Source organism: Winogradskyella sp., from assembly GCF_013213975.1.
Lineage (GTDB): Bacteria > Bacteroidota > Bacteroidia > Flavobacteriales > Flavobacteriaceae > Winogradskyella.
On record NZ_JABSST010000010.1, the window covers coordinates 1 to 23,387 of the forward strand.

General features: G+C 32.0%; 22 protein-coding genes and 1 tRNA gene. 8 read left to right on the forward strand and 15 right to left on the reverse strand.

Annotated elements, in window-relative coordinates; translation table 11 throughout:
- The first annotated feature begins 86 nt into the window (after positions 1 to 86).
- From gldM to HRU49_RS02235, 3 genes are all read left to right on the forward strand, one after another.
- Positions 87 to 1,664, forward strand: coding sequence for a gliding motility protein GldM (gene gldM / locus HRU49_RS02225; RefSeq protein ID WP_296353713.1), 1,578 nt, complete (start codon positions 87 to 89; stop codon positions 1,662 to 1,664).
- Positions 1,665 to 1,699: 35 nt separating this feature from the next.
- Positions 1,700 to 2,608 (forward strand): gliding motility protein GldN, encoded by a 909-nt coding sequence (gene gldN / locus HRU49_RS02230; protein WP_296353714.1) that lies wholly within the window; start codon positions 1,700 to 1,702, stop codon positions 2,606 to 2,608.
- Positions 2,609 to 2,706: 98 nt separating this feature from the next.
- Positions 2,707 to 3,753 carry an FAD-binding oxidoreductase gene (locus HRU49_RS02235; protein WP_296353716.1) on the forward strand — a complete coding sequence of 349 codons (1,047 nt, stop codon included), beginning with the start codon at positions 2,707 to 2,709 and terminating at the stop codon, positions 3,751 to 3,753.
- Here the strand turns inward: HRU49_RS02235 and HRU49_RS02240 are convergent.
- Entirely contained in the window at positions 3,743 to 4,126 is a 384-nt protein-coding gene (locus HRU49_RS02240) for a DUF983 domain-containing protein (RefSeq protein ID WP_296353718.1), read from the reverse strand. The genes HRU49_RS02235 and HRU49_RS02240 overlap by 11 nt on opposite strands.
- 110 nt (positions 4,127 to 4,236) lie before the next feature.
- On the opposite strand from HRU49_RS02240, the gene HRU49_RS02245 reads away from it, so the two are divergent.
- From HRU49_RS02245 to HRU49_RS02265, 5 genes are all read left to right on the forward strand, one after another.
- Positions 4,237 to 6,147 (forward strand): ABC-F family ATP-binding cassette domain-containing protein, encoded by a 1,911-nt coding sequence (locus HRU49_RS02245; RefSeq protein ID WP_296353795.1) that lies wholly within the window; start codon positions 4,237 to 4,239, stop codon positions 6,145 to 6,147.
- The gene (locus HRU49_RS02250) at positions 6,147 to 6,329 is read left to right on the forward strand and encodes a CPXCG motif-containing cysteine-rich protein (RefSeq protein ID WP_296353797.1); all 183 of its coding nucleotides are present in this window, start codon (positions 6,147 to 6,149) and stop codon (positions 6,327 to 6,329) included. Before HRU49_RS02245 ends, HRU49_RS02250 begins: the two co-directional genes overlap by 1 nt.
- Positions 6,330 to 6,460: 131 nt before the next feature.
- Positions 6,461 to 7,315: a Two component regulator three Y domain protein gene (locus tag HRU49_RS02255; RefSeq protein ID WP_296353721.1), complete on the forward strand. Its 855-nt coding sequence runs from the start codon at positions 6,461 to 6,463 to the stop codon at positions 7,313 to 7,315.
- Positions 7,316 to 7,433: 118 nt separating this feature from the next.
- Positions 7,434 to 7,506: transfer RNA gene (locus tag HRU49_RS02260), tRNA-Met, on the forward strand.
- A gap of 513 nt (positions 7,507 to 8,019) precedes the next feature.
- A complete protein-coding gene (locus HRU49_RS02265; protein ID WP_296353724.1) occupies positions 8,020 to 8,715 on the forward strand; it encodes a CPBP family intramembrane glutamic endopeptidase in 696 nt (231 codons plus the stop codon).
- Between the two features lie 37 nt (positions 8,716 to 8,752).
- Here the strand turns inward: HRU49_RS02265 and HRU49_RS02270 are convergent, their stop codons facing one another.
- From HRU49_RS02270 to HRU49_RS02335, 14 genes are all read right to left on the reverse strand, one after another.
- The gene (locus HRU49_RS02270; RefSeq protein WP_296353726.1) at positions 8,753 to 9,298 is read right to left on the reverse strand and encodes a hypothetical protein; all 546 of its coding nucleotides are present in this window, start codon (positions 9,296 to 9,298) and stop codon (positions 8,753 to 8,755) included.
- Positions 9,276 to 9,779: an RNA polymerase sigma factor gene (locus HRU49_RS02275; protein ID WP_296353728.1), complete on the reverse strand. Its 504-nt coding sequence runs from the start codon at positions 9,777 to 9,779 to the stop codon at positions 9,276 to 9,278. Before HRU49_RS02275 ends, HRU49_RS02270 begins: the two co-directional genes overlap by 23 nt.
- Positions 9,776 to 10,627 (reverse strand): alpha/beta hydrolase, encoded by an 852-nt coding sequence (locus tag HRU49_RS02280; protein WP_296353730.1) that lies wholly within the window; start codon positions 10,625 to 10,627, stop codon positions 9,776 to 9,778. The genes HRU49_RS02275 and HRU49_RS02280 overlap by 4 nt, the downstream gene beginning before the upstream one ends.
- A gap of 263 nt (positions 10,628 to 10,890) precedes the next feature.
- Positions 10,891 to 11,778 (reverse strand): SAM-dependent methyltransferase, encoded by an 888-nt coding sequence (locus tag HRU49_RS02285; RefSeq protein WP_296353733.1) that lies wholly within the window; start codon positions 11,776 to 11,778, stop codon positions 10,891 to 10,893.
- A gap of 42 nt (positions 11,779 to 11,820) precedes the next feature.
- The gene (locus HRU49_RS02290) at positions 11,821 to 13,074 is read right to left on the reverse strand and encodes a nuclear transport factor 2 family protein (protein WP_296353736.1); all 1,254 of its coding nucleotides are present in this window, start codon (positions 13,072 to 13,074) and stop codon (positions 11,821 to 11,823) included.
- A complete protein-coding gene (locus HRU49_RS02295) occupies positions 13,071 to 13,697 on the reverse strand; it encodes a DUF6624 domain-containing protein (RefSeq protein WP_296353738.1) in 627 nt (208 codons plus the stop codon). The genes HRU49_RS02290 and HRU49_RS02295 overlap by 4 nt, the downstream gene beginning before the upstream one ends.
- A 283-nt stretch (positions 13,698 to 13,980) precedes the next feature.
- Positions 13,981 to 15,021 (reverse strand): TlpA disulfide reductase family protein, encoded by a 1,041-nt coding sequence (locus HRU49_RS02300; protein ID WP_296353740.1) that lies wholly within the window; start codon positions 15,019 to 15,021, stop codon positions 13,981 to 13,983.
- 504 nt (positions 15,022 to 15,525) lie between these two features.
- Entirely contained in the window at positions 15,526 to 15,984 is a 459-nt protein-coding gene (locus HRU49_RS02305; RefSeq protein WP_296353743.1) for a hypothetical protein, read from the reverse strand.
- Positions 15,985 to 16,582: 598 nt separating this feature from the next.
- A complete protein-coding gene (locus HRU49_RS02310) occupies positions 16,583 to 16,912 on the reverse strand; it encodes a hypothetical protein (RefSeq protein ID WP_296353745.1) in 330 nt (109 codons plus the stop codon).
- A gap of 24 nt (positions 16,913 to 16,936) precedes the next feature.
- Entirely contained in the window at positions 16,937 to 17,329 is a 393-nt protein-coding gene (locus HRU49_RS02315; protein ID WP_296353747.1) for a hypothetical protein, read from the reverse strand.
- Between the two features lie 328 nt (positions 17,330 to 17,657).
- Positions 17,658 to 18,716: a hypothetical protein gene (locus tag HRU49_RS02320; protein WP_296353749.1), complete on the reverse strand. Its 1,059-nt coding sequence runs from the start codon at positions 18,714 to 18,716 to the stop codon at positions 17,658 to 17,660.
- Between the two features lie 753 nt (positions 18,717 to 19,469).
- On the reverse strand, positions 19,470 to 20,174 hold the full coding sequence (locus HRU49_RS02325) for a ZIP family metal transporter (RefSeq protein WP_296353751.1): 705 nt from the start codon (positions 20,172 to 20,174) through the stop codon (positions 19,470 to 19,472).
- Positions 20,175 to 20,212: 38 nt separating this feature from the next.
- Positions 20,213 to 21,508, reverse strand: a complete 1,296-nt coding sequence (locus tag HRU49_RS02330; protein ID WP_296353753.1) for a WG repeat-containing protein — start codon at positions 21,506 to 21,508, stop codon at positions 20,213 to 20,215.
- Positions 21,509 to 21,896: 388 nt separating this feature from the next.
- A complete protein-coding gene (locus HRU49_RS02335) occupies positions 21,897 to 23,372 on the reverse strand; it encodes a serine hydrolase (protein ID WP_296353755.1) in 1,476 nt (491 codons plus the stop codon).
- Positions 23,373 to 23,387: the final 15 nt, after the last annotated feature.

Consider the following 23,387-nt stretch of genomic DNA (forward strand, 5'->3'; position numbering starts at 1 on the left):
ATGGTGGAATGCTTTCTGCAATGAACAAAAACTAATTAGTTTTTAGAATTATCAATTTAATTAATTAACATTTAAAACTAATTACAATGGCAGGAGGAAAAGTATCTGCAAGGCAGAAAATGATTAACCTAATGTACTTGGTATTTATTGCGATGATGGCAATGAATATGTCTAAGGAAGTACTATCCGCTTTTGGACTGATGGAGGCTAAGTTTTCAGCTTCTAACACAGTAGCAAGTGAAAAGAATACTGCATTATTAGGCAATTTAGCCACTAAAGCTGAGGAAAAGCCTGCTGAATTTGCTGTTCCAGCAAATAAGGCTACTTTAGTCAGTGCGGCATCTGATAAATTTTACAAGTACATCGAAACGTTAAAACAAGACCTTTTAAGAGAAGGGGGTTACCAGATCGACTCTGAGACGGGTGAATTACCATTTGAGGCTATGGATAAAACAGATATTCTAGATGAGATGTGGTTTACAGGTGATCGTTACACTAAAAAGGGCGATGAGGTTGTAGCAACGATTCAAGCATATAAAGACGAGATTAGAGAGATATTAGGAAATGACGTTAAGTATCAAAAGGCACTTGAGCGTTTTGATGAGCGTTTTAGTCTAGAAAAAGTTGAGAATAAGAAAATTGGTAAAAAGATAGATTATCTTAATTATCATTTCCAAGGCTTTCCAGCTATTGCGTCGTATACGAAGTTAACAGCTATGCAAAACGATGTAAAGGTTACAGAAGCTAATTTATTTAACTTATTCTTAGGAAATTCTCTTGACGAAGCTGTATCGCTTAAAAAATACCAAGCAATTGTATTAGCGGATAAGTCAGCATTTTTTGCTGGAGAAAAATTTCAAGGTAGAGTTGTTTTAGGTAAGTATGCTAATGTGACTCCAACTGAATTAACAGTGCAAGGTCAACAAATTAATGTTTCTGAAGCAGTAGACTCTACTGGTGCTGCAACATTAGATTTTAATGTAGGCAATGTTGGTGAGCACACAATTGACGGAAAGTTTACCTTTTTAGAAGATGGTAAGCCTTTAGAAATTCCAATTGTAGGAAACTATGTAGTTGTACCAAGACCAAATTCTGCAACAATTTCTGCAGATAAAATGAATGTGGTATACCGTGGTGTTGCTAATCCAATGACGATTTCGTTTGCCGGAGTTCCTGATAACAAAGTCAGCGCTAGTGGTCCTGGATTAAAAAAGGTTGCTGGTCAAGGAAAGTATGTAGTCAACGCTGGTACTGGTAAAGAAATGACAATTAATGTAACAGCTACTTTAGACGATGGCTCTAAAGCTACAGATAGTAAAACATTCAGAATTAAAGATATCCCTGCGCCAACAGGTATAATATCTGGTCAATCAGGTGTTGTAAAATTACCGAAGCGTAATGTAGAAGTTGGTACAGTAGGAGCTAAATTAGATGATTTTGTGTTTGATTTACCAATACAAACAACGTCATTTAAAATTAAAGTTCCAGGTCAACCAACAGTTTCAGTTGGTGGTACTAAGATGAATGCACAAGCAAAAGCTGCTATCAAAAGAGCTCGTAAAGGAGACAACATTACAATTTTTGATATTAAAGCAAAAATTCAAGGAAACAATACATACAGACTAAAAAACGTTTCTCCAGTAGTTGTTGAAGTAACGAACTAAGAATAGAAATTTAAAAACCCAAATTAATAGATAAGATGAAATTGAAGAGTGTAATATATACAGGATTGGCTTTGTTAGCAACCAACTACATGTTTGCTCAAGCTAATATCCTTAATGCCAAAATACCTGAAGAGATAGGTATGAAGACTGAAGCGCAATTACTTCTAGATAACGATCAGCCATTAGAGTACGGCTATGTCGGAGATAGAGACATCTTATTCTCTAAAATGATTTGGGAAAAAGTTGTGCTAGATGAGCGTGTTAATTTTCCGCTGTATTTTCCAATAGAAGATAACTTAGGAGATGATAGAAAATCATTGTATCAAGTCTTAAGAGAAAACATGGAAAGTGGTATGATTCCAAAAGTTTATGCGGATTCTTATTTTACAGAAGAACGTACGCTTGAGGATTTGGAAGCATCTTTAACGATGACTAGAATTACAGATTCTGGAATTGATTATATGAATGAAAATGGAGTTAGTGAAGACCAATTACCAGAAGAATATGTTATTCGTAGAACCATATCACCAGCTGATATTAATTCTTATTTAATTAAAGGGCTTTGGTATTTTGATAAGCGTCAAGGTGAATTAAAGTATAGAATATTGGGTATCGCACCTGCGGCGCCAGATGTGAATTTTATTGATGAAGAGAATTCATCAAATAGCGAACCTATACCTATGTTTTGGGTGTTCTTTCCAGAAGTAAGAGATATTCTACATGAAGCAAAGGCATTTAATAACAAAAATAGTTCGTCACCAATGTCTTTTGATCACTTATTAAATAGTCGCCGTTTCCACGGATTAATTTACAAGGAAGAAAATGTTTACGGTGATCGAGAAGTTAAAGAGTACATCGCTGATAATGCGTTAATGCAATTATTAGAGTCAGAAAGAATTAAAGATAAGATTCGAAACTTTGAACAAGATATGTGGAGTTATTAATTAACTCAAGAATATAAAATTGAAGCGCTCACTTACAGTGGGCGCTTTTCATTTGTGGTATATCTTATTAGGAAAAATCTTTTTAATAATTTAGCAAAGTGAAGGCAGTGGATTTTATAGTTGTAGGTTGTGGTTTAGCCAGTATTTCTTTCTGTGAGCAACTGAGGCAAAATAACCATTCATTTATAGTGTTTGATGACACGTCGCAAAAGTCATCTTTAGTAGCTGCTGGATTATATAATCCAGTAATCCTTAAGCGGTTTTCAGAAGTGTGGAAAGCTAAAGAGCAATTAGAGATTGCACAAGCACTTTATAAGAGGATTGAAGATCATCTCAATATTAAAATTGATCATGAGCTCCAATTATTGCGACGATTTACTTCGGTTGAAGAGCAAAATATGTGGTTTGATGCATCGGATAAGCCAAAATTAGAGCCCTATCTTTCTTTAACGTTACTTAAGAATTCAAATGCTCATATTGATGCTCCTTTTGGTTTTGGTGAAGTTTTAAAGGCAGGGAGATTGGATACTGAAACTCTTATAGATGAGTATAAATCATTTTTACGCGCTAAAGGTTGTTTGATAGATACGACATTTTCTTATAATTTACTCCAACTTGATGAATCAATGGTAAATTACGAAAATCTAAGTACCAAAAATGTCGTTTTTGCCGAAGGATTTGGTATTAAACAAAATCCATACTTTAAAAGTCTACCATTAAATGGAACAAAAGGAGAAGTACTGACCATTAGATCAAAAGCCTTAAAATTAACTCAGGCTATTAAGTCTTCTGTATTTGTGATTCCGTTAGGTAATGATTTATACACGGTTGGATCTACATACAATTGGAGAGATAAATCAAATCGTCCAACTCAAACAGGTGAAGAAGAATTAACGACTAAATTAAAGTCCTTTGTAAAGTGTGATTTTGAAGTTATAGAACATCTTGCAGGTATTAGGCCAACAGTGAAAGACCGAAGACCACTAGTTGGTCGTCATCCTGAATTTTCTAATCTCTACGTTTTAAATGGTTTAGGAACAAGAGGTGTTATGATAGCACCTTATGTTGCTCAGGAACTTTATAATTACATTCAGCATAATAAACCACTTGATCCTGAGATCGATATTAATCGGTTTACTTTTTAATTAGGGTTTTGTCGTAATGCACAAACATATTAATCCAAATATTTCGAGATAAGCGCATAATTACTGGGAATAGTGCAAGAATAGTGAGGACTATACTAATGAAAGCAGTGACTGCTGAAGATTCAAAAATAATGTAACTCATAATAAAGGCAGCTACAGCAAAGGCAATTCCAACACCATAACTCACATACATAGATCCATAAAAAAATGAGGGTTCCATTTGGTATTTTGTGTTACAGTGAGAGCAATGATCATTCATTTTTAGTACTTCTGAGATGGCGTACGGATTCTTGTTACAATACATAGATTCTTGATGACATTTTGGACAAGCACCAAAGAGAATACTATATAATTTCATTCCTTTTCTAATCATATCGAAAACCTTTACTTTTGCATTTTTACACAAGCATAAAGTTAGTGTTTTCGCTAAAAATGTATTATCACAATTGTAATGAAAAAGCAATTGGACTATTTATAAATACTATGTTAAACATCCATAATTTATCCATTTCTTTTCAAGGTGAGTACCTTTTTGAAGACATTACTTTTAAACTAGGTTTTGGCGACAGAATAGGCTTAATTGGTAAAAATGGTGCTGGAAAATCGACCATGCTTCGAATTTTATCTAAAGAACAAGAACCAGATACAGGTCAGATTGCTGCAGATAAAGATTTGAAGATCGGATTTTTGAAACAGGATATAGATTTTGATTTCGGGAAAACAGTTTTGGAAGAATCCTATGAAGCATTTAAAGAGATAAAAATTTGTGAGTCTAAACTAGAGTCAATCAATCAACAGCTGACTGAACGTACGGATTACGAAAGTGAATCTTATAATCAACTCATGATTGATTTAAGTGAGGTTCAACATCAATATGAAATTTTAGGTGGATACAATTATCAAGGCGATACAGAAAAGATTCTACAAGGATTAGGATTCAAACGAGGTGATTTTGATAAACTTACCGATACCTTTTCAGGTGGTTGGAGAATGCGTATTGAGTTAGCAAAGCTTTTACTTCAAAATAACGATTTATTGCTTTTAGATGAGCCTACTAACCAATTGGATATTGAATCTATTATTTGGTTAGAAAATTTTCTAAATAGTTATAGTGGTGCTGTAGTCATTGTATCACATGATAAAATGTTTTTAGATAATGTTACAAATCGGACAATAGAAATTTCGCTTGGCCGAATTTATGACTATAACAAGCCTTATACAAAGTTCCTTGAATTGAGAAAGGAAATTAAAGTACAGCAGTTAGCAGCACAAAAAAATCAAGAAAAACAGATACAACAGACCGAACGACTCATTGAAAAATTTAGAGCTAAAGCCTCCAAGGCTACAATGGCACAATCGTTGATTAAGAAGCTTGACCGCATGGATCGTATAGAAGTAGATGAAGATGACAATAGTGTTATGACGTTAAACTTTCCAGTATCAATTGTTCCAGGAAAAGTAGTTGTTGAACTAGATAATGTTTCTAAACACTATGGCAAGCTACAAGTTTTAAATCGTGTAGATCTCACCATTGCTAGAGATACCAAAACGGCCTTTGTTGGTCAGAATGGTCAAGGTAAATCAACATTGGCAAAGATAATAGTTGGTGAGTTAGAGCATCAGGGTAATCTTAAGTTGGGCCATAATGTTCAAATAGGATATTTTGCTCAAAATCAAGCTGAGTACCTCGATGGTAATAAAACTGTTTTAGATACGATGATTGATGCTGCTAATGAGACCAATCGCAGCAAGGTTAGAGATATACTAGGATCTTTTCTGTTTAGAGGTGAAGAGGTAGAGAAGTACGTTAAAGTTTTGTCTGGTGGCGAGCGAAACAGATTGGCCCTCGCAAAACTTTTACTTCAGCCTTTAAATGTCTTGATTATGGATGAGCCTACGAATCATTTGGATATTAAATCCAAAAACGTATTAAAAGAAGCCCTAAGAAAATTCGACGGTACACTTATTTTGGTATCTCACGATAGGGATTTTCTTCAAGGCTTGGCGAGTACAATTTATGAGTTTAAGGATATGACTATCAAAGAGTACCTAGGGGATATTGATTTTTACTTAGAACAACGAAATTTAGAAAGTCTTCGTGAAGCAGAAAAGCGAACTGTTGTAGCTAAGGAAGTAAGAACAAATGCTAATAAAAAGAGCTACGAAGATCAGAAAAAACTCAAGTCATTAAATAATAAGCTCAGTAATATTGAAGCTAAAATTAACCAACTCGAAAAGGATATAAAAAACGATGATGTGGCTTTAGCAACAAATTATGATGAGACGGTTTCAGATCCAATGTTTTTTGACAAATACCAATCAAAAAAAACAAGTTTAGATCAATTAATGGCCGATTGGGAGAGTATGCAAGCACAAATAGAAAATTTAAACTAATGGATGAATATTTCTTTCAATGTCCGTATTGCTGGGAACAGATATCCATGCTTGTAGACACCTCACAATCAAGCCAAAACTATGTGGAGGATTGTGAAATTTGTTGCAACCCAATCCAAATTTCAGTCACTTCTGAGAACCGAGAAATCACCTCTTTTTGTGCAGAAAACTTAGAACAATAGAAAAAACATAATATTCATTAAATCAGTGCTTTAGTATTTTCGGAAGTGTATTTCATCGAAAAAATTTGCACTTTAAAGGAAATGTGTCTAATTTAGATTGGTTATGTGCCCCTCCACAAAAATCTGCTATTATGAAAACATTAAAATTAACTTTATTATGTTGCTTGCTTTCTGCCTTTACATTTGCCGACGTATCCCAAGGAGAAAGGGACGCACTGCTAGCCCTATATAATGCGACTAACGGTGAGTCTTGGAATACCTCATGGGATTTAGAACAACCTGTTTCAGAATGGTTTGGAATAACTACTGAAAATGATCATGTTGTAGCCATTAGCTTAACATTCAACAATCTTAATGGTCAATTACCTGAAGAGATATCTAATTTAAAAAGTTTAAAAGTTTTAAACCTATCATTCAATAGATTGCAAGGTGAACTACCAAGTTCAATAACCTCGATGTCTGGCTTAGAAGAATTAAAACTTTTTTCAAATAATATCAGTGGATCTATACCATCAGATATAGGTAAAATGTCTAATTTGAGATCTCTAGAGATGTTCAATAACAATTTTGAAGGAGAAATCCCAACGTCAATTGGTGATTTAGAGAAACTTGAAACCTTAATTTTAAGTAGTAACCAGTTAACGGGAAGATTACCGTCATCGCTTTCAAATTTAAAGGCTTTAAAAGTATTAAGTCTTTTTGATAATAGCCTTCTAGGCACAATTCCACCTTCTATTGGCCAATTGGCAGAACTAGAAGAGTTGGTATTATCTAACAATGCATTTTATGGAAATTTACCAGGTGAGATGGCACAGTTAACAAACTTAAAAACGCTTCTTTTAAGTAATAATGGTTTTAAAGGAAATTTTGCATTTTTAAAGAATGAGCTTCCAAATATTGTGGATTTTGATTTAGATGAAGTTAATACAAAAGGAGCTTTAGCCACTTTAGATACTGAGGAGGATGATGAAGATGATAACGATTAGAATTTTATAGTTTTATTCATATTGATTATAAGCGATAGTGTTCGAGTTTTTTGAACACTATTTTTTTATAATAATGCTTGCTAAAATTAAAAAGCGTTGTATATTTGCTGTCCAATAACGCGGGATAGAGCAGTAGGTAGCTCGTCGGGCTCATAACCCGAAGGTCACTGGTTCGAGTCCAGTTCCCGCTACTAAGACAAATGTCAATAAAATCAACGGATTGTGTACTCACAATCCGTTTTTTTATGTCTTCTATTTTTTTACTTTTACAAAGAGTACACGAATTAGTACACGATTTAGAACACACTTTGGGACACAAAACACTTAAAGTATCTAACTAATAGTTCTGAAGTTTCTCGATGTATTGCCCTTATTGTTTTTCAGTTTTATCCTTATTAAAAGTTAAAAAAAAGCGCAAATGAAATTAGCTTACACGCCCTACTAAACGCAGTTGTGTATTACCAATAAAAAGATAATAAAGGCGTTAGTAATGATTTGGCCCAATATCAAATATTTTTAGGATTTGTTTTAAATCAATAATGATTGATTAGCCCACGCTAAGGTGAGGTTCTAACAATCGGATTTTTAATATAAGGTGATAGATTGTGTTGGCTATAGTTTTGGCGTGTATTTTGAAGAAATTTCATCGATAAATGTAACCTAATATAATTTTAGATCGTCCTATTGAAAATTAAAAGGATGCGATGAATTCAGGACTAATATCTCAACAATCAAAATATAAAGGATTTCTTTTTGATATAATACTTTACCTCGCAGTAATGTTTTTGATAAGGGAGATTTACTTTTCTAAACTTCCATTTATAGCAAATGGATTAATGTGGTCGTTCTCAACATTAATAGTTGCATTGTGGAGAATGAAAGTTCGGAACATCACATGGAGAGATTTAGGATTGCAAAAACCAGACAATCTATTAAAATCTGTATTGGTCACTTGCGGAATATTAATAGCAATTCCGATACTAATTATTGTATTTAAGCAAATTCAAAACTTGCTACCTTTTAATTTAGCACCAGATACTTCCTCACAAGACGCAGTATCTAAATTTGGAGATTTAAAAGGAAATTGGATTCATTTTTTTACAATTATCCCATTCATATTGCTTCAATCAACATTAGAAGAACTCTTGGATAGAGGTTTTTTAATCAATTGGTTTGAGCGCTTGTTTTCCAAAACTTCATTTGCTACTACAATTGCTGTTCTCTTACAATCAATGATTTTTGGATTTAGACATTCTTATGATATATCAGAAAGGTCAATTACTGTTGGAATAATAGGTCTTGTGATGGGAATAGCATATGTAAAATTTGGAAGAAATTTATGGCCATTAATTATCGCTCATTGTATTCTTAACACAATATCAATGTTTGGGAAGGTATGAGAATATGAACGTTTTTTACTCAAATCGGTAGTTATTGTCATGTATTCAATTGGTTTAAAAATCGTTGTTCTTTGATTATACTATGAACAATGATAGAAATAATGACAGTAAGTGAAAGAACACCTGAAATTATAATGTAATTATAAAATGTTTGTGAAAAGTATTCCTTAAAGTAAGGTAGTAGCAAGTAAAATCCAATGATGTATACTGTAATACAGATTGGTGTTATAGCATAGTTTATTATTTGTCGAGTTTTGTAATACTTTTTTAGATAGGCGTAGTATGTTTTTTGAGTCATTGAAATAAGCTGTTTTTCTTTACGATACAACGAATAGAACTCTATGATAATTCGAAATGTAAGACTTGAAGTCATAAGAATTAAACCTAAATTAAAGGTGTTTAATTGATTGAATGCACAATAAAAAGTATAAATAATTAATATAACCACTGTTAAGGTCATAACTGTGATGCTAGTATATTGTCCGTTGCGTTGTTTTTTTGCTTTTCTAATTATTTCTTTGGGGCTAATTAAGCTACCATTAGCTTGCACTTCCCATAATCTATTTAAGTTGTCGTTTTCCATTTTTGATACATTTTAAAAGTGATTTTCGAATACGACTCAACCGTGTTCGTAATGTTCCATGTGCCAAACCAACGGTATCTGCAATAGTAGCTTGTGGTATGTTTTCTAGTTCTAATAATATTAATGCTCTATTTTGCTCATTTAGTTGATCAATACAGTGATACATTTTTTGGATATTTTTTTCATCATCATCTTTCTTGTCATCATTGCTGCTATTTGACAATAAGTCTTCAGTTATAGCTATGCTTTTGCTAGATTTACGTAAATCGCCTAAACATACATTTACTGCAATTCTATAAATCCAAGTGTCAATAGAAGACTTACCTTTAAATGAATTTCTATGTTTCCAAACTTTTATAAAGGTTTCCTGAAGCCATTCATTGGAAAGGTCATTATTACCTGATGCATAGCCTAAACATAACCTATGTACTTTAGAAGCATATAAATTATAAATATTGGTAAATTCTTGTTCTGTAATCATTTGTTAGATGATAAAATCATTTGTATTTGTTCTAAAAACCAATCAGGTTTGTCTAACATTATAAAATGAGCACTATCTTGTGCTATAATAAACTCGTAGTCTTTTAAATTTGCGTATTGACGTTTATAGGTTTGTTTGACCATTTCTTCACCATAGGGTTTTGACGCTGCAATTATTGTCACAGGAATCGAAATATTTTTCAAATCTTCCCTGAGGTCTAATTTAAGATAATCGGTATACCCATAAACATAGGTTTGTCGGTCAGCTTCTAATATCCAATTTTTAATTCTCTCTTGTTCGGATTTAATGGTACTCATTCCTTTCGACATCGCAGTAGCGGTTTGCTCAAAGGTTATATCATCCATTGCTAATTGTTGATTATTATATGGGCTTTCATATGCTAAGTTTTTAGGGTCAAAATCTGGAATCATCAATGCACCAGACGCAGGAAGAGCATCAATTAGTATGATTTCAGAAAGTTTTAAATCCTTTTGAACAGAAAGCCAAGTTGCAATTGTTCCACCTAAACTATGCCCAATTATTGTAGCGTTTTGTAAATTGTTTTTTAAGATATAGTTTTTTAGTGACTCATTCACTTTTGGTAACCAAGGAAATGATATGGGTTCTTTTCCCCCAAAACCTGCTAAAGTGACTATGTGACATTCGTAATTTTTTTCTAGATTTTTTATTAATGGATTCCAAATGTTTCCGGGAACTGTAAAACCAGGAATTAATACTATAGGTTTTCCTTTTCCTGTAACTTCTACATAGACAGGCTGACTTTCATTCTTTGCGTAAATTGACAGTGAGAATGCAAATGAGACTAATAATAAAATAACATTTTTCATTGTTTTTAGGTTTTAGTTTTTCTTTAGATGTGGAAATCAAAAAATGTTACATTTAATTTTAAAAATGAGATAAAGTATAGTCAGTTTATTCTACAAAAATGATTGATCAAATGCTTTGCAATCCTTTAGCTGATAACACATCTACTTTAAGATGCATTGTCTGCTTAGCAATACTAATTAAAGTTTACGTCTAAGGGATGTGTATATCATCGTTTAGAATAAAATGCGTTTTAATGCAATTTATATAGTATTAAGTACAGTTTCTAATTTATCTCAGCTAGTATAAATCTTTCCATTTCTACAACATCCATCCTCAGGTCTATCGGTTGTATATATCTTTCTTTAAATTCATTTGCACCAATATGCTCAATGGTGGACATTGAGAAATTTTGAAGGTATTTCTCAATTTTACTTTGCTCAAAGCAATGCTTTAATTCTAATTCTTTTTTAACTATTATTCTTCTGTGAAGAAACTCCAAAGTTTTATGATTTAAATTGTTACCGCTCATAAAATCTTTAGTTACGTAAGAGAATACAAATTTACTCTTAGAAGTGGCTTTGGAAACAAAACTAAAAATGGCTTCATTTGCTTCTGTTATAAGATAAGCCGAAACGCTTTCCAAAATGAATAATGTTTTCGAATTTAGGTTGTATCCTTTTTGCAGAAGAGCCTCTTCAATACTCTGATTATTAAAATCAATTCCAACATAAGTAATAAATTCAGGCAGTTGACCTAATACCTTTTTAATCTTTTCTTTTTTTTTCTCTATTACTGTTGGGTGGTCAATTTCATAATAATGAAGCGTGTTTATCCCTTCAATATAATGGGGTCTACAATCCATTCCGGCTCCGATGTTAATGATTATATCTATTTCATTGTTTTGAAGACATTCCTTTACAACATCATCGTAGTATCTGAAACGGCAAAAAAAGTAGCCTAGCATTCCAGGATATTTTTTTTCATAAAAATTTGTAACGACTCTATGGATAAAACGAATATGCAAGAGTCTAATAAAATATTTACTAAAGCCAGATAATATTTTTTCTGTGAAGGGATCGTTATATACCCTTTGCTCTTTTGGGTATAACATTCCCAATGCCTTATTCATTGAGAGGCCATATGAAGTATCAATTCCTTTATATGTCTTCATATTTTTTCCTTCTTACTTATGGCAATTGTTGACAATAGTTATTTATTCCTTATACATTTTTATATCTCTATATTGCCAGATTAAATTCATTATTTCCCAATTACCGTCTAATTTTATTAATTGTAGATATTCAATCCAGTTATCAGAAATCAATTTAATTGTTGCTATTCTATTGTAAATATCTAAAATTTTAATTTTGTTTTCTGGGTTAAAAGGAAATCTAGTGCCAGTTTTATTCCAGGTTTTTGCAAATTCTATCATTTGGGCTTTAGTTGTAGCTCTTCCAATTTGCTTCATTTCGTTTCTATCATAACCAATAGTTATTTTGTTTAAATTATCATTTAAAACCTTATCCATTAATTCTGGTTTTAGTTGCTGTAAGGCTTCAAGATAACCAAGAGATATTTTCTTTATCTCTACCGAATCTTTTTTAGTAGCAATTGGACTTTCTGTTATAGAAACATTAGAATATATATAGCGCGCATCAACGATTTTATTTTTGGTGTCGTAAAGATTGAGTTGAACGTTATTACCCAGATTATCATATATCTTTTCGCCAATAGCGTAATTCCATTGATTCATTACAAGTTCATTATTCTTATTGTGATAGGTGTATTTTATATGATTTCCTGAATTATCATAAGTGTCTTGATAGGAAGCAGTACCATAGTAATTATCAATGATTTCTAATTTTTCATTCAAGTTATAATGTCCCTGTGGTACCCCATTTGTGTCAATGATAATTCCTGTAATGCCAAACTCAAAATAAGGTGATAAATTCACTAACTCTTTTTGTAAATTATATCTTTTTTCTACTATGTATTTTTCTGTTTGTTGCCATTTATATTCTGCGATTTTCCAATTAGATTCTATAGGCTTATCATTTAAATCATAAAAGTTAAGTTGTTTTTTTACATTGTTATTATCCGTTAGGTAGATTTCTTTATATACATTTCTATCATTTGTAATTCTTCTATTATTGGGATCATAAAATGTTCTAATTTCTTTGTTTTCTTTATAGGTAAAAATAACCTTATAAGTGCCTAGCGAAGCTAATGGGTGTACTTTTTCTGTGTGATAATGATTATTGATTATTTCAGCTATTCTACCTATTGTATCAAATTTAAATATATAGTGAGAAGTCTTGCTAGCAGTAGTGCTATCTATAGCGTGAACTCCTGTAATTTCTATAAACGGTGAAATGTGATTGTATCTTAAGTGCCTAAAATATTTAGTGTTTTGAGCAAAGGACGAAATACTAATCACAAGACATAGTAGTAGTGTTATTATTTTCATTGTTTTTGTTTTACAGTCCATACAATGTTTATTGATTGCGCATATTCTTGTATGGAATTTAATCCCAATTCTTGTCTTCTTTGATTGATTAATTCAGGTTCTTCTATGTCAAAAAAAACAGGTGGATTGTCATAAGTATATTGTGTACCGTATAGTTGTGGTTGATTTGAATTAATTAGCATTCTATCAATTAATCTGGCATAATGTATTCCTTGTGATTCTCCTTTTAGAACGGAAGCTTTTAATAATGGTGCGTATTTTTCTTTTGTAGTAACACTTCCGTGTTGTATAACAACCCATAGCGTTGTATTAGCCAATCTTCCAATCTGAGAAATTCCTAACCAACCGTATTTATCTATAATATTAGAGACGTCTTTTTCAATAATTTTATCTTGGGCTTCAACCACTTCCCAAAAGTACGCATAGGCTTCCGATTCTTTCCCAAGTTTTTTTTCCGCTTCTTTAAAGATACGTCTGAAAGTTTGGTCTTTCATGAATAAGGTACCTAATTCGGTTTTTAATGAATCTAACTGGTATTTGGTTGGTGTTGTATCGTGTGTTCTTGTTTGTGAAAACAGTGAAGTTGTTATTAAAACCCAAAAGATTATACTTAAGATTTTCATGTTTTATATGATTGAATAGATTCAAATTTAACTAAAAATTTAGTTGTAACTAAATTTTTAGTTTAAAAATTTTATTTGTACAAAAGCATCAATGTGCAGGGGGTAAGCACACATTTATTTATGAGTTTAGAGTTCGTATAATATAGCAACATAAGTCAGCTTTAGCTGAATGTGCTCTAAGGGTTTTGGTTATGAACAGTTACGAGGGTTAGCACTAAATTTTGTAAGTACAGACCAAGTTGGAGTTTCTGTAGGTATTATGAAAGTAGGCGATAACAGGTAATTACTTATAACCATTGATATAAAGAGTAGAATCTAGCTTTTTTAATAATTTAGGATTTGATGGTCTTAATTCTTCTGGACTTATTACTTTCCCTTCTTTATCTAAAAATATAAACCTCGGTAGAGCTCCAATATCATAGAATTTTACAAAATCCGAATTTGTACCAGAATAAAGTTGTTTTCCTTTCATCGAATTTTTGGTAATATACTTCTGCCATTTATCAAATTCTCGATCAGTGCTAATTGAGATAATTTGAAGTTGATCATTATTGGAGAAGTGTTCTTCAAGTTGTTTTAGAAACGCGTATTCTACTTTACATGGTTTACACCAGGTAGCCCAAACATCAATATAAAGATATTTACCATAAAAATCTTTCAATGAAACTTTATTATTGTAGATGTCTGTGAACGAAAAGTTGTTCCCTATTTCATTTACTAACGAAGATTTATATAAGTATTTTGCATTTTTCTGCTTGAGAATATCAGAGAATTTATCAAACTCTACTTTGACATACGTACTTAAACTGTCAACTATATTTAGTGAAATCCCTTTTTTATTGATTAAGTCACCTTTTTCTTGAATCAGAATATCAAGTTCTTTTTGTTCAATACCATTTCGGACTATATTAGATAATTCGTTTTGGTGTTTTTTAGAATACGCTAAAAAATTATTAGGCACTTTAAAACTGCCGGTATAAGTTAGGGATTCGAAAAGTTTGTTCTCGTCTATTGACATTCCAATAATGCTGTTTGATGAAATGAATAACTCTCCCAATTCTCCCTGTTTACCATTTGAAAATGAGTAAATTTTATAAATTTTATTTTCTAAAATATTCATAGTGTCCTTAACACTTCGAGATTCATTAAATCTAATAGTCGTCTTGACCTCCCATGACCGTTCTTTATCATATATAATTAAGCTGTCCAGTGCTTGTTGATTAGTTATATTAACTTCGATTATAGAAAAAGGTGCTTTTATTTCTTCTTTACAACTGAAAACTATAATCGATAGTAGAACTATAATTATTGATGGCTTATTCATTTTATTTTGTATTGTTTATAACGCCTTGCTATACACAGTTGCGTATTGTTTATGAAAAGATAATAAATTCGTCAGCAATGATCTGGATAGATATCAAATATTTTAGGAATTTGAGTCAAATTATTGCTACACGATTGGGTGGCTTAGTCACCATTAATCGGTGGATTTAATAGATTGGTAATTCTAGAATCCGGACAAAATTGTATTTAATGGTCGTTGTTACAGGTTTAGGCTCTAATCCCTTTTATTCTTATTTACAACTTTTATAGTAATATCATTTAATCCTTCGGATAGCAACTCATCTGCTTTAAGATGCCTTGTCTGGGTCGCAGCGCAAATTACAGTTCTGCCTTCGGCGAATGTGGTATGGTTGGTCTGTTATAACGGTAAGTTAAGGACTTTAAAGTCCCTATTTATCTTCTAATCTAAAACATAAAATAAATTTTGAGTTTTTAATGAAAGATTCAGCCGCAATTGGGCTATGCATTATTAAAAACTGGCTTCTTATTTTTTATATAGCTCAGGGGTTACTGAGATTTCAGTAATAAGGTCCCCATTTTTATCATAATATTTATAGTCTAAGGTAATATTATTATTCCTGTAAACTTTTAATTGAGGACTATTCTTCACATTCTCAATAATACTTGGACGCAAATATTTATGTACTGTATCTAGATTCACTTCAGATTTCTCTGTTTCGAGAAGCGTATAATAGTAGATTAAATTTGTTTTTCCAATCGTTGAAGCACTGTCTAATCTTGTATATTGATCAACCTGAATAGGAGTTTCCTTATTCAATTCCAATGCAGCATTTTTTAATTCAGCCTCTAAATCTTTTTTAAAAAGATTTTGAACTCCATAATAAGACAATGTGAAAGCAGCCATTAGAACTACTATTCCGATTGCTTTTCCTTTGTTTGTTTTTTCTTTTTTATTTATCATTACTTGTATGCTTGTTGCCAATCGCCCTGCTAAACTGTAGTTTTATATACTTTAGCTGTTATCGTACTCGTTTTATTTTTTAATATTTAAAATTAATTTCAAAATTTTTCCAATCATAATAATCAAATGAATCATCTCTTTATTAATCGCAAGCTAATGGTATATTCATTATTTTGAGAACAAATTACGATTTTTCATTTAACAGTTAATCTCAATAAATCTCGTGTTACATTTATTCTAAATGAGTAATAGAGTTTCTTTTTCAATGGCATCACAAACTATACATGTGTAATCTTCTGTGAAATTATGCCATTCTATTTGCCAACTGTCTGAAAAAGTTATTGAGTGAAGTTTCATTTTGAAAACTCTAGTAAATTCCAATAACCCTAATCTACTTATGTAATTCATAGTGTCTACTTGCCTATCAAATATAACTTTTTCTGCGATTTTAGAGCAAGTCAAAGCACAGGTGGACCTAACTAAGGCGTTAGGAAACTATATTAGAACTATTATCGATTGTGAATTTTAAACTCAGGTGGAATTTGTTTGAGGTGCTCGACCTAGAGCTAATCAAAAAAAATCTGTGTTGATGATTGTTTTTAGGATCTGTCCTTTGCAGCTATATAAAGCCATACTTACGTAATGCCGCTTTATCGAATTGCTCTTTATTCATAAGAATAGACTTTTTTACTAATTGCGTCATTACTTCTTGATTTAGACATTCGGATGCAATTTCATTAAGGAATGCTCTGGAATCGTTCTCACTTAATACATATATTCTGCCATAGACTAGGTAGGCTCCAAATCCATCAAAGGAGATAAGATTTAAGTATATTAGATTATCTTTTGTACTTTCAAAGTACATGGAAATACTGTAGTTTAAACAAGTGAGGCAATAGACCATACTGCCCTCCCTGGTGCGGTTAACAAAGTTGTAATTTATACTCATATGAAGGGAATTAAAGTCATGGGTTTAAAATGAATTTAAATATTGTTCATTTTCTGGCCATTGAATTGCGTATTTCATATTCCATAACACGAAAAAGTTGTCTGGCCCATATAGTCGTAATGTTATGGCTTTGTAACTTCCAATACGCATATCTATTTTAACTTTAATGCCTGTTGTAATGTGAATGATAATGTCATCTTTTGTCTCTTCAGTTTTTTCGATTGTTAAGCCTTCGGTATTTTCCAAATATTCTGTGCCCTCAATTGTAAATGAATTGCCGATTTCAAGGCAAAACTCACCGATATTCATATACTCTAAAAGTATCTCGTCAGAACCATCCGTATCCAAAGGAACGAATTCCCACCAACATTGCTGTATTTTTTTTCCCTCTAAAAGTTTTAAATAAAACTGCTTCATTTTCTAAATTTTCAAAAATTGAAATAAAGTTGATTTTTAGATCTATAAATTATCTCCTAGTGCGTTCCAATGCATAAAAACACTGTTTTATTTGATTAACTACTGACAAGGAGTAGTGTTATAAATAGCTTTTATAGTTTTGTACTGAATTTAGTTTATAAATTATAGATAAAAAGTTGTATTGACCTTCTGTTAAGTGATACTAAATAGAGACGCATTATTGATGATGTTGCTATACTTTATTAGTAATTAGTTTTATCGTCAGCTCGTTTTATTTCTGTGATTTTTTGATTGTTATTGTCAATTAATAGTCCAACTTAAAATAGTATTAGTCACTCACTTTGGTATAGTAAGCATAAGCGCTTTTGCCACCTGATACAAAAAACTCGCTATTTTTTGATTTATTAAATCTTATATAAGTTAAGACTAGTCCTTGTTGATCAATCATATTTAAAAAAGTGGTTTTACCGTTCCAATAATATCTAAATTCAGGCAAGCCTTCTCTAAAAAACTGTAATTTGTTTTCAACTTCCCTGAGCTCAATAGTTGATGGGAAAATTTCACTCACTGTTTCCTTCAATTTGTACTTTCCAAGAATATGCTTTTCGTTTGAAGCATTCGGAGAAGAGTTGAAACTTGGAGGATAGGATATGTAGTCATCAGTATTCAGAATTTTCGAAATTTCGTTGTGTAGAGTAATAGCTTCTAATTTGTAAATTTCAGTCGTAAGAAAAACATTACCAATTCCATTCATATACGTTATTAATTGCTTTTTAAACTCCAAATTCTTTGCATAATAGTGTTTTCCTTCCTCTGGAAACCCCGTTTTTATGGTCTGTACACTCCAATCAAATGTATTGACCTTATCTATATTTTCGAATACAATCGATCTTACTCTCTCATTAGCAACGTTCAGTTCTACTCCTCTTGTATCGTACAGGTATTTTAACTTATTTGTAATAGAGTTGTATTTCGTCGGTATGTTATTGAGGTTTCTATTATAATTAACATAACCATTATCAGATATTTTGAAAGTTAGCATTTTATATACAATCTCGTAAGGTTTCATTTTATTTGAGATACCGAACATTTCATTGGTAGTAAGCTTATCCCATAATAATAACCTAGCAATTGAGTCATAGTTAATAAAGGTATTAACAACTGCAGTAGATGATTCAATGTCTTTTTTCAAATCCTTTTGAATTTCCATTAGAATGACCTCTGCTTTTTTCTCGTTAATTTTTTCTTGATTCTTACTATTAATCCAAATTGCAATGAGGATTCCAACTACAACTAAAAAAATTTCACCTATGGCGTAGGCGAGGTACTTGCTAAATTTATTTTCAGAAAGAAATTTTCTTCGGTTGTTTCTGAAGAGTTTAATCATCTAGATGGCAGGTGTTATATATTTATTAATATGGAATAAAGACTTAAATATAAAAATAAATCAAGTATTTTTATAAAAGCTTTAATCATTAGCATTTTTCTATTAAGAATTGTTTTGTGCTTACTTTTCTCTCTTAACACAGGATTTTAAATTTTCAGTAATCGTGAGAACAAATGCTGTAGAGGCAATAGTTAGGGATTGTATTGTAGCATATGATTGCATAAAGTACAATGGCTACAAATAGAACCCCTCAAAACTTATTTCGATTTTTTCATCCTAATGACTTGAGAGGGTAGCCTACTTATCATCTTATCTGAAAAGCGGTGCTTGTGCTCTTACCACATCTAAATTTCTAATTACGTAAACATCCAATACATGTTCTGTAAACGTTTTATTAATCTGTACTAGACACTCACTTGGTCGTCGTGTTTTTGTTTAGATATGCTTGATGTATGTTGAATTTATTTCGCGAATTGTACAAATGATTTAGAAGGGAAATCTAGCTTATGATCTACACGAATCGCTAATGGTTTGCTATTAACCTTTATCGTTTGTTTTAAGTGATTTATCACTTGTATAACAGGTGTTTAAAAGTAAGCTTCAGCTGCATATACACATTTTAAGGGTGTATGTTATCTTATGGTAGGGGAGTGTGTGCGATTTCTTTCCGAAGCATCACTAATATCCAAGCAAGAGATACTGCTCAAAACCAAACAAAATCCGCTATTTATAATTTAAAATAGCAGGTAGTTGTTATATTAATTTTTCACTTATAACTCCCACTAAAAAACCAATAATCGCTCCTAAAGAAGTCAGGTATTTCTTTTCTAGCTTACTTTCAGGTATAATATCTTGAATGAGCAAGTACAATATACCTCCGCTCGCAAAGGTCATTAAATGAGCTGTCAAATCAGGATAATCACTTAAGAGATAATGTCCAATGAGTGCTCCTGTAATTCCCAAAAAGCTAAGAAAGAAAAATATAATCAGCGTTTTTTTGACTGAAAATCCGCTTTGGACTAGATCTCTAAAAGCGTTAAACGCTTCTGGTAAATTTTGTAATCCAATAAAAACCCCTAACACTGTTGCCATTTTCGGCTCAATAGCGAATACGGCCCCTAGAGCAATGGATTCAGGTATAAAATCCATCAACATAGCAAGAAGTGTGGCTGTTTGGCTTCCCTTTTTAGCTAAATATTGGTCAAGAAACAAAAATAACAATGCTCCAAACAGAAATGAAAAAGCGAAAGGTAAAAGTTCCAACTCTTCTAAACCTTTCGGTATTAGAACCAATGCTAATGCTGATAAAATTATTCCTGCTCCAAAAGACATTAATGTATGGGTAATTTCATACTTAATAGGGCTTTCTTTTATGTGATGATTAAAATAATTTGCTAAAAGTCCGCCGAGAAAAATAGTAATACCAGCAAAACCTGAATACAGAATAAGTTCTTTCATTTTTCTTTTATTTTCGGTTTGATATTTTTTTAGTGTGCTTACTTTTCATTAATTACTAAAAACTTACCAGTTTTATCTACATGAACAATATTGCTTTTTCCATCAATGGTCATTTGTATTGTTGCAAGGCCATTTTGGAATACTCCAAATGGGAAAGACACATAAGAGAAAGGGAAGCTCCAATCAGCATAGTATTTGGCATCAATCTCAAAGACAATATTGCCCGCTTTGTCAATACATAAAACTGTATGATCCAGTTTTCCCACAAAAGCCATTCCCTCGGAAAACGAAGTTGCCTTCACATAAAGAAAGTCAATGACTAATTCACCAGATTCATTTATATACCCATTCATACCATTTTTCCTAACCCTTATTAGATCGGATGAATTCTTTAGATCATTTACACTAATTTTTACACCGTCCTCTATTGATGGTGTTAAGATATTTCCATTTCTATCTATAATCTTTTGATGACCGCTTAATGCATTTCTAACCAAAAAACAATCGCGTTTAATTCTTGAAATTGGATAAAACGATTCTAAAGTCAATCGATTTCCTTTATCATCGATAATGAAGAAGCAATTTTCATTACCAATCCTACAGTCATTCATGGTAGCGATAGCAACGCCATCTTCGTAAGACTTTATCCCAAACAGTTCTTGTGTAAACAAAATCTCACCTTTACTATTAAAAACTGAAGCTATACTTTTTCCCTTACTATCATATCGGTGAACTGCAATCTTGTCTTCTGATAGCTGAGGAATTGGATTAGTCAATAAGATTCTTTTTACCAGGGAATCTACTTGTACTTGATATCTTTCAAGAAACCTAAAAACTACTTTACCATTTTTGTCTATGAGCGCTCTGTTGGAATAATCTCCATTAAATTCAACCACAGCATATCCTTCACTAAAAGGAAAAGCACGTGAATATTTTGGCTGGATAACAATTTTACCATCGGAATTTATATAGCCATATTTATTGTTGATTTTTATCACTGCCATTCCTTCAGAAAAGTCTTTTATCTCATCAGGAATATGCTGAAATTTTAAAGGAATCACTACTTCGCCTTCTTCATTGATATACCCTAATTTTGTGTTAAGAATATTATGATAGTTGTTTTTTGCTCTTACAGTAATAGTTACGGCTGCTTTTCCTTCTTTAAAGTTACCTATGTGGCTATAATTTGCATCAAGCATTATTTCCCCCTTTCCATTTATTAAACCAACTTTACCATCTTTTTTATATAAATAAAGGTCAATATTATTCTGCGATTGACAATTTGCAGACAAGAAAAAGAGAGCGACAATAGTTGTGATAATATTAAATTTCATAAATCACATTTTTTTATAATTAGCTACAACTCCCTGCTAAACGTAGTTGTGTATTAGGAATGAAAAGATAATAAATTCGTTAGCAATACTTTGGATAGATGTCAATTGTTTTAGGTGTTTGATCCAAATTATTGCTATAATACGATTAGCTACGGTGCAGTGTGGCGTTAATCGTCGTATTTATTAGCTTGGGAATTCAAGATACGGTGCCAAATTGTATTTGGTATATTGTTATTGTACATTAAGAACTTGAGTCCGTCAGCTGCTGCATATCTTATTTCGGAAAATACCTAATGGTCTTTTACACAGTAATCCAATGCTATAATATTGCAATGAATTCCGATTAGAAATGCTGCCAGAATGAGCTATGCACGATATTGAGAGTAGTTTATTCCTCTTTATTAAATTCGATAGGTGCTTTTTGAGCATATAGTTTTAAGATTACTACATCTCCTTTAGTATTACTATCAAATTTAACGGTGAACTCGGGATTAAAAGATTCTTTAAAATCTTTCATCCCTTTTAGATAATAGTTGTTGAAATTTAAATGTTCTAATTTAAAGGTATACGTGGGAAATATTGCCAGTAGCCTTCCTTCTTTTTCAATAATCCGTATGGTTCCAAAGCCATCTGCTTTATAAGTACCCTCAAATTTATGCAACGGTAAAGTTGGCATCATATTCTCATTAAAAGGTTTGTCTTCTCCGGGTTTATAAATGTCTGAAACATCTACAGGGTAACTTTCTTCGGCAGAAAGATGAAGTAGCTTTCTTGAGATCATATCAGATATGATATAGGGAATTATAGAGTTACTTTGGTTACATAATACTACAATGCCTATATTCTCAAATGGAAATAGTTCTGTTACTGAACTAAATCCATTTGTATTTCCACCATGACGCAATCTATAGTAACCATGCCAAGACCTAATGCGCCAACCAAATCCTTCACTAAATAAGAATGACTCTTTTGTATACTCCTCATCATATTTAATATTTTGAGGTCTAGAGGCACTATCAATATAGTGTTTAGGTAGTACTTGGGTACCATCAAACATCCCTTTGTTTAACCAAACATTCATCCAGTTGGACAAATCGTTAACCGAGCTTTTGATAACACCAGCTGGACCAAAAGCATAATAGTTTTGAAAAGGAACTTTCTCGATTTTTCCTTCATACATACCATATCCAAGAGCATAGTTATTTGATTCCCTCATTTTCTGATTTGTTGTGCACGAATTGTTCATCTTTAGAGGTTTGAAAATGCGGTTTTCAATATTTGTATCCCAGCTTTTTCCTGTTACTTGTTCTATAATAGTTCCTGCTAGCGTATAGCCTATATTGCTGTAATCCCAACTATTTTTAACTTCCGATTCAGGTTTTAAATATCGTAATCGTTGCACTGTTTTTAGCCTATTAGCATCTGGGAACATCTCTTGAGAAACACCTTGCGACCCAATTCCACTTCTGTGGCTTAATAAATCTTCAATGGTTATAAGGTTGTTCATCTTATCATTGTAAAACTGAAAGTTTGGAACATACATTGCTGGTTTATCCTTAAGCGATAGTTGACCTTCTGATTCTAAAACACCTAATACGACGCCTGTAAATGCCTTAGTCATTGAGGCAATGTGAAAAAGTGTATTTGCTGTAACTGGTAATTTTTGTTTAAGGTCACGGTAACCAAACCCTTTAGCATATAAAGTTTTATCATCTTTTACCACGGCTACTGATAACCCTACCGTTTTGAATTCTTTCATTAGCTCAATAATTTCATCATCAATGTGATTTAATTCTTTAGGTAATTGTTGGCCATGGCTCAGGTTAATTAATAGTACTAAACAGAGTGAGTAAATAGATTTCATTTTCGTTTTTTTAAG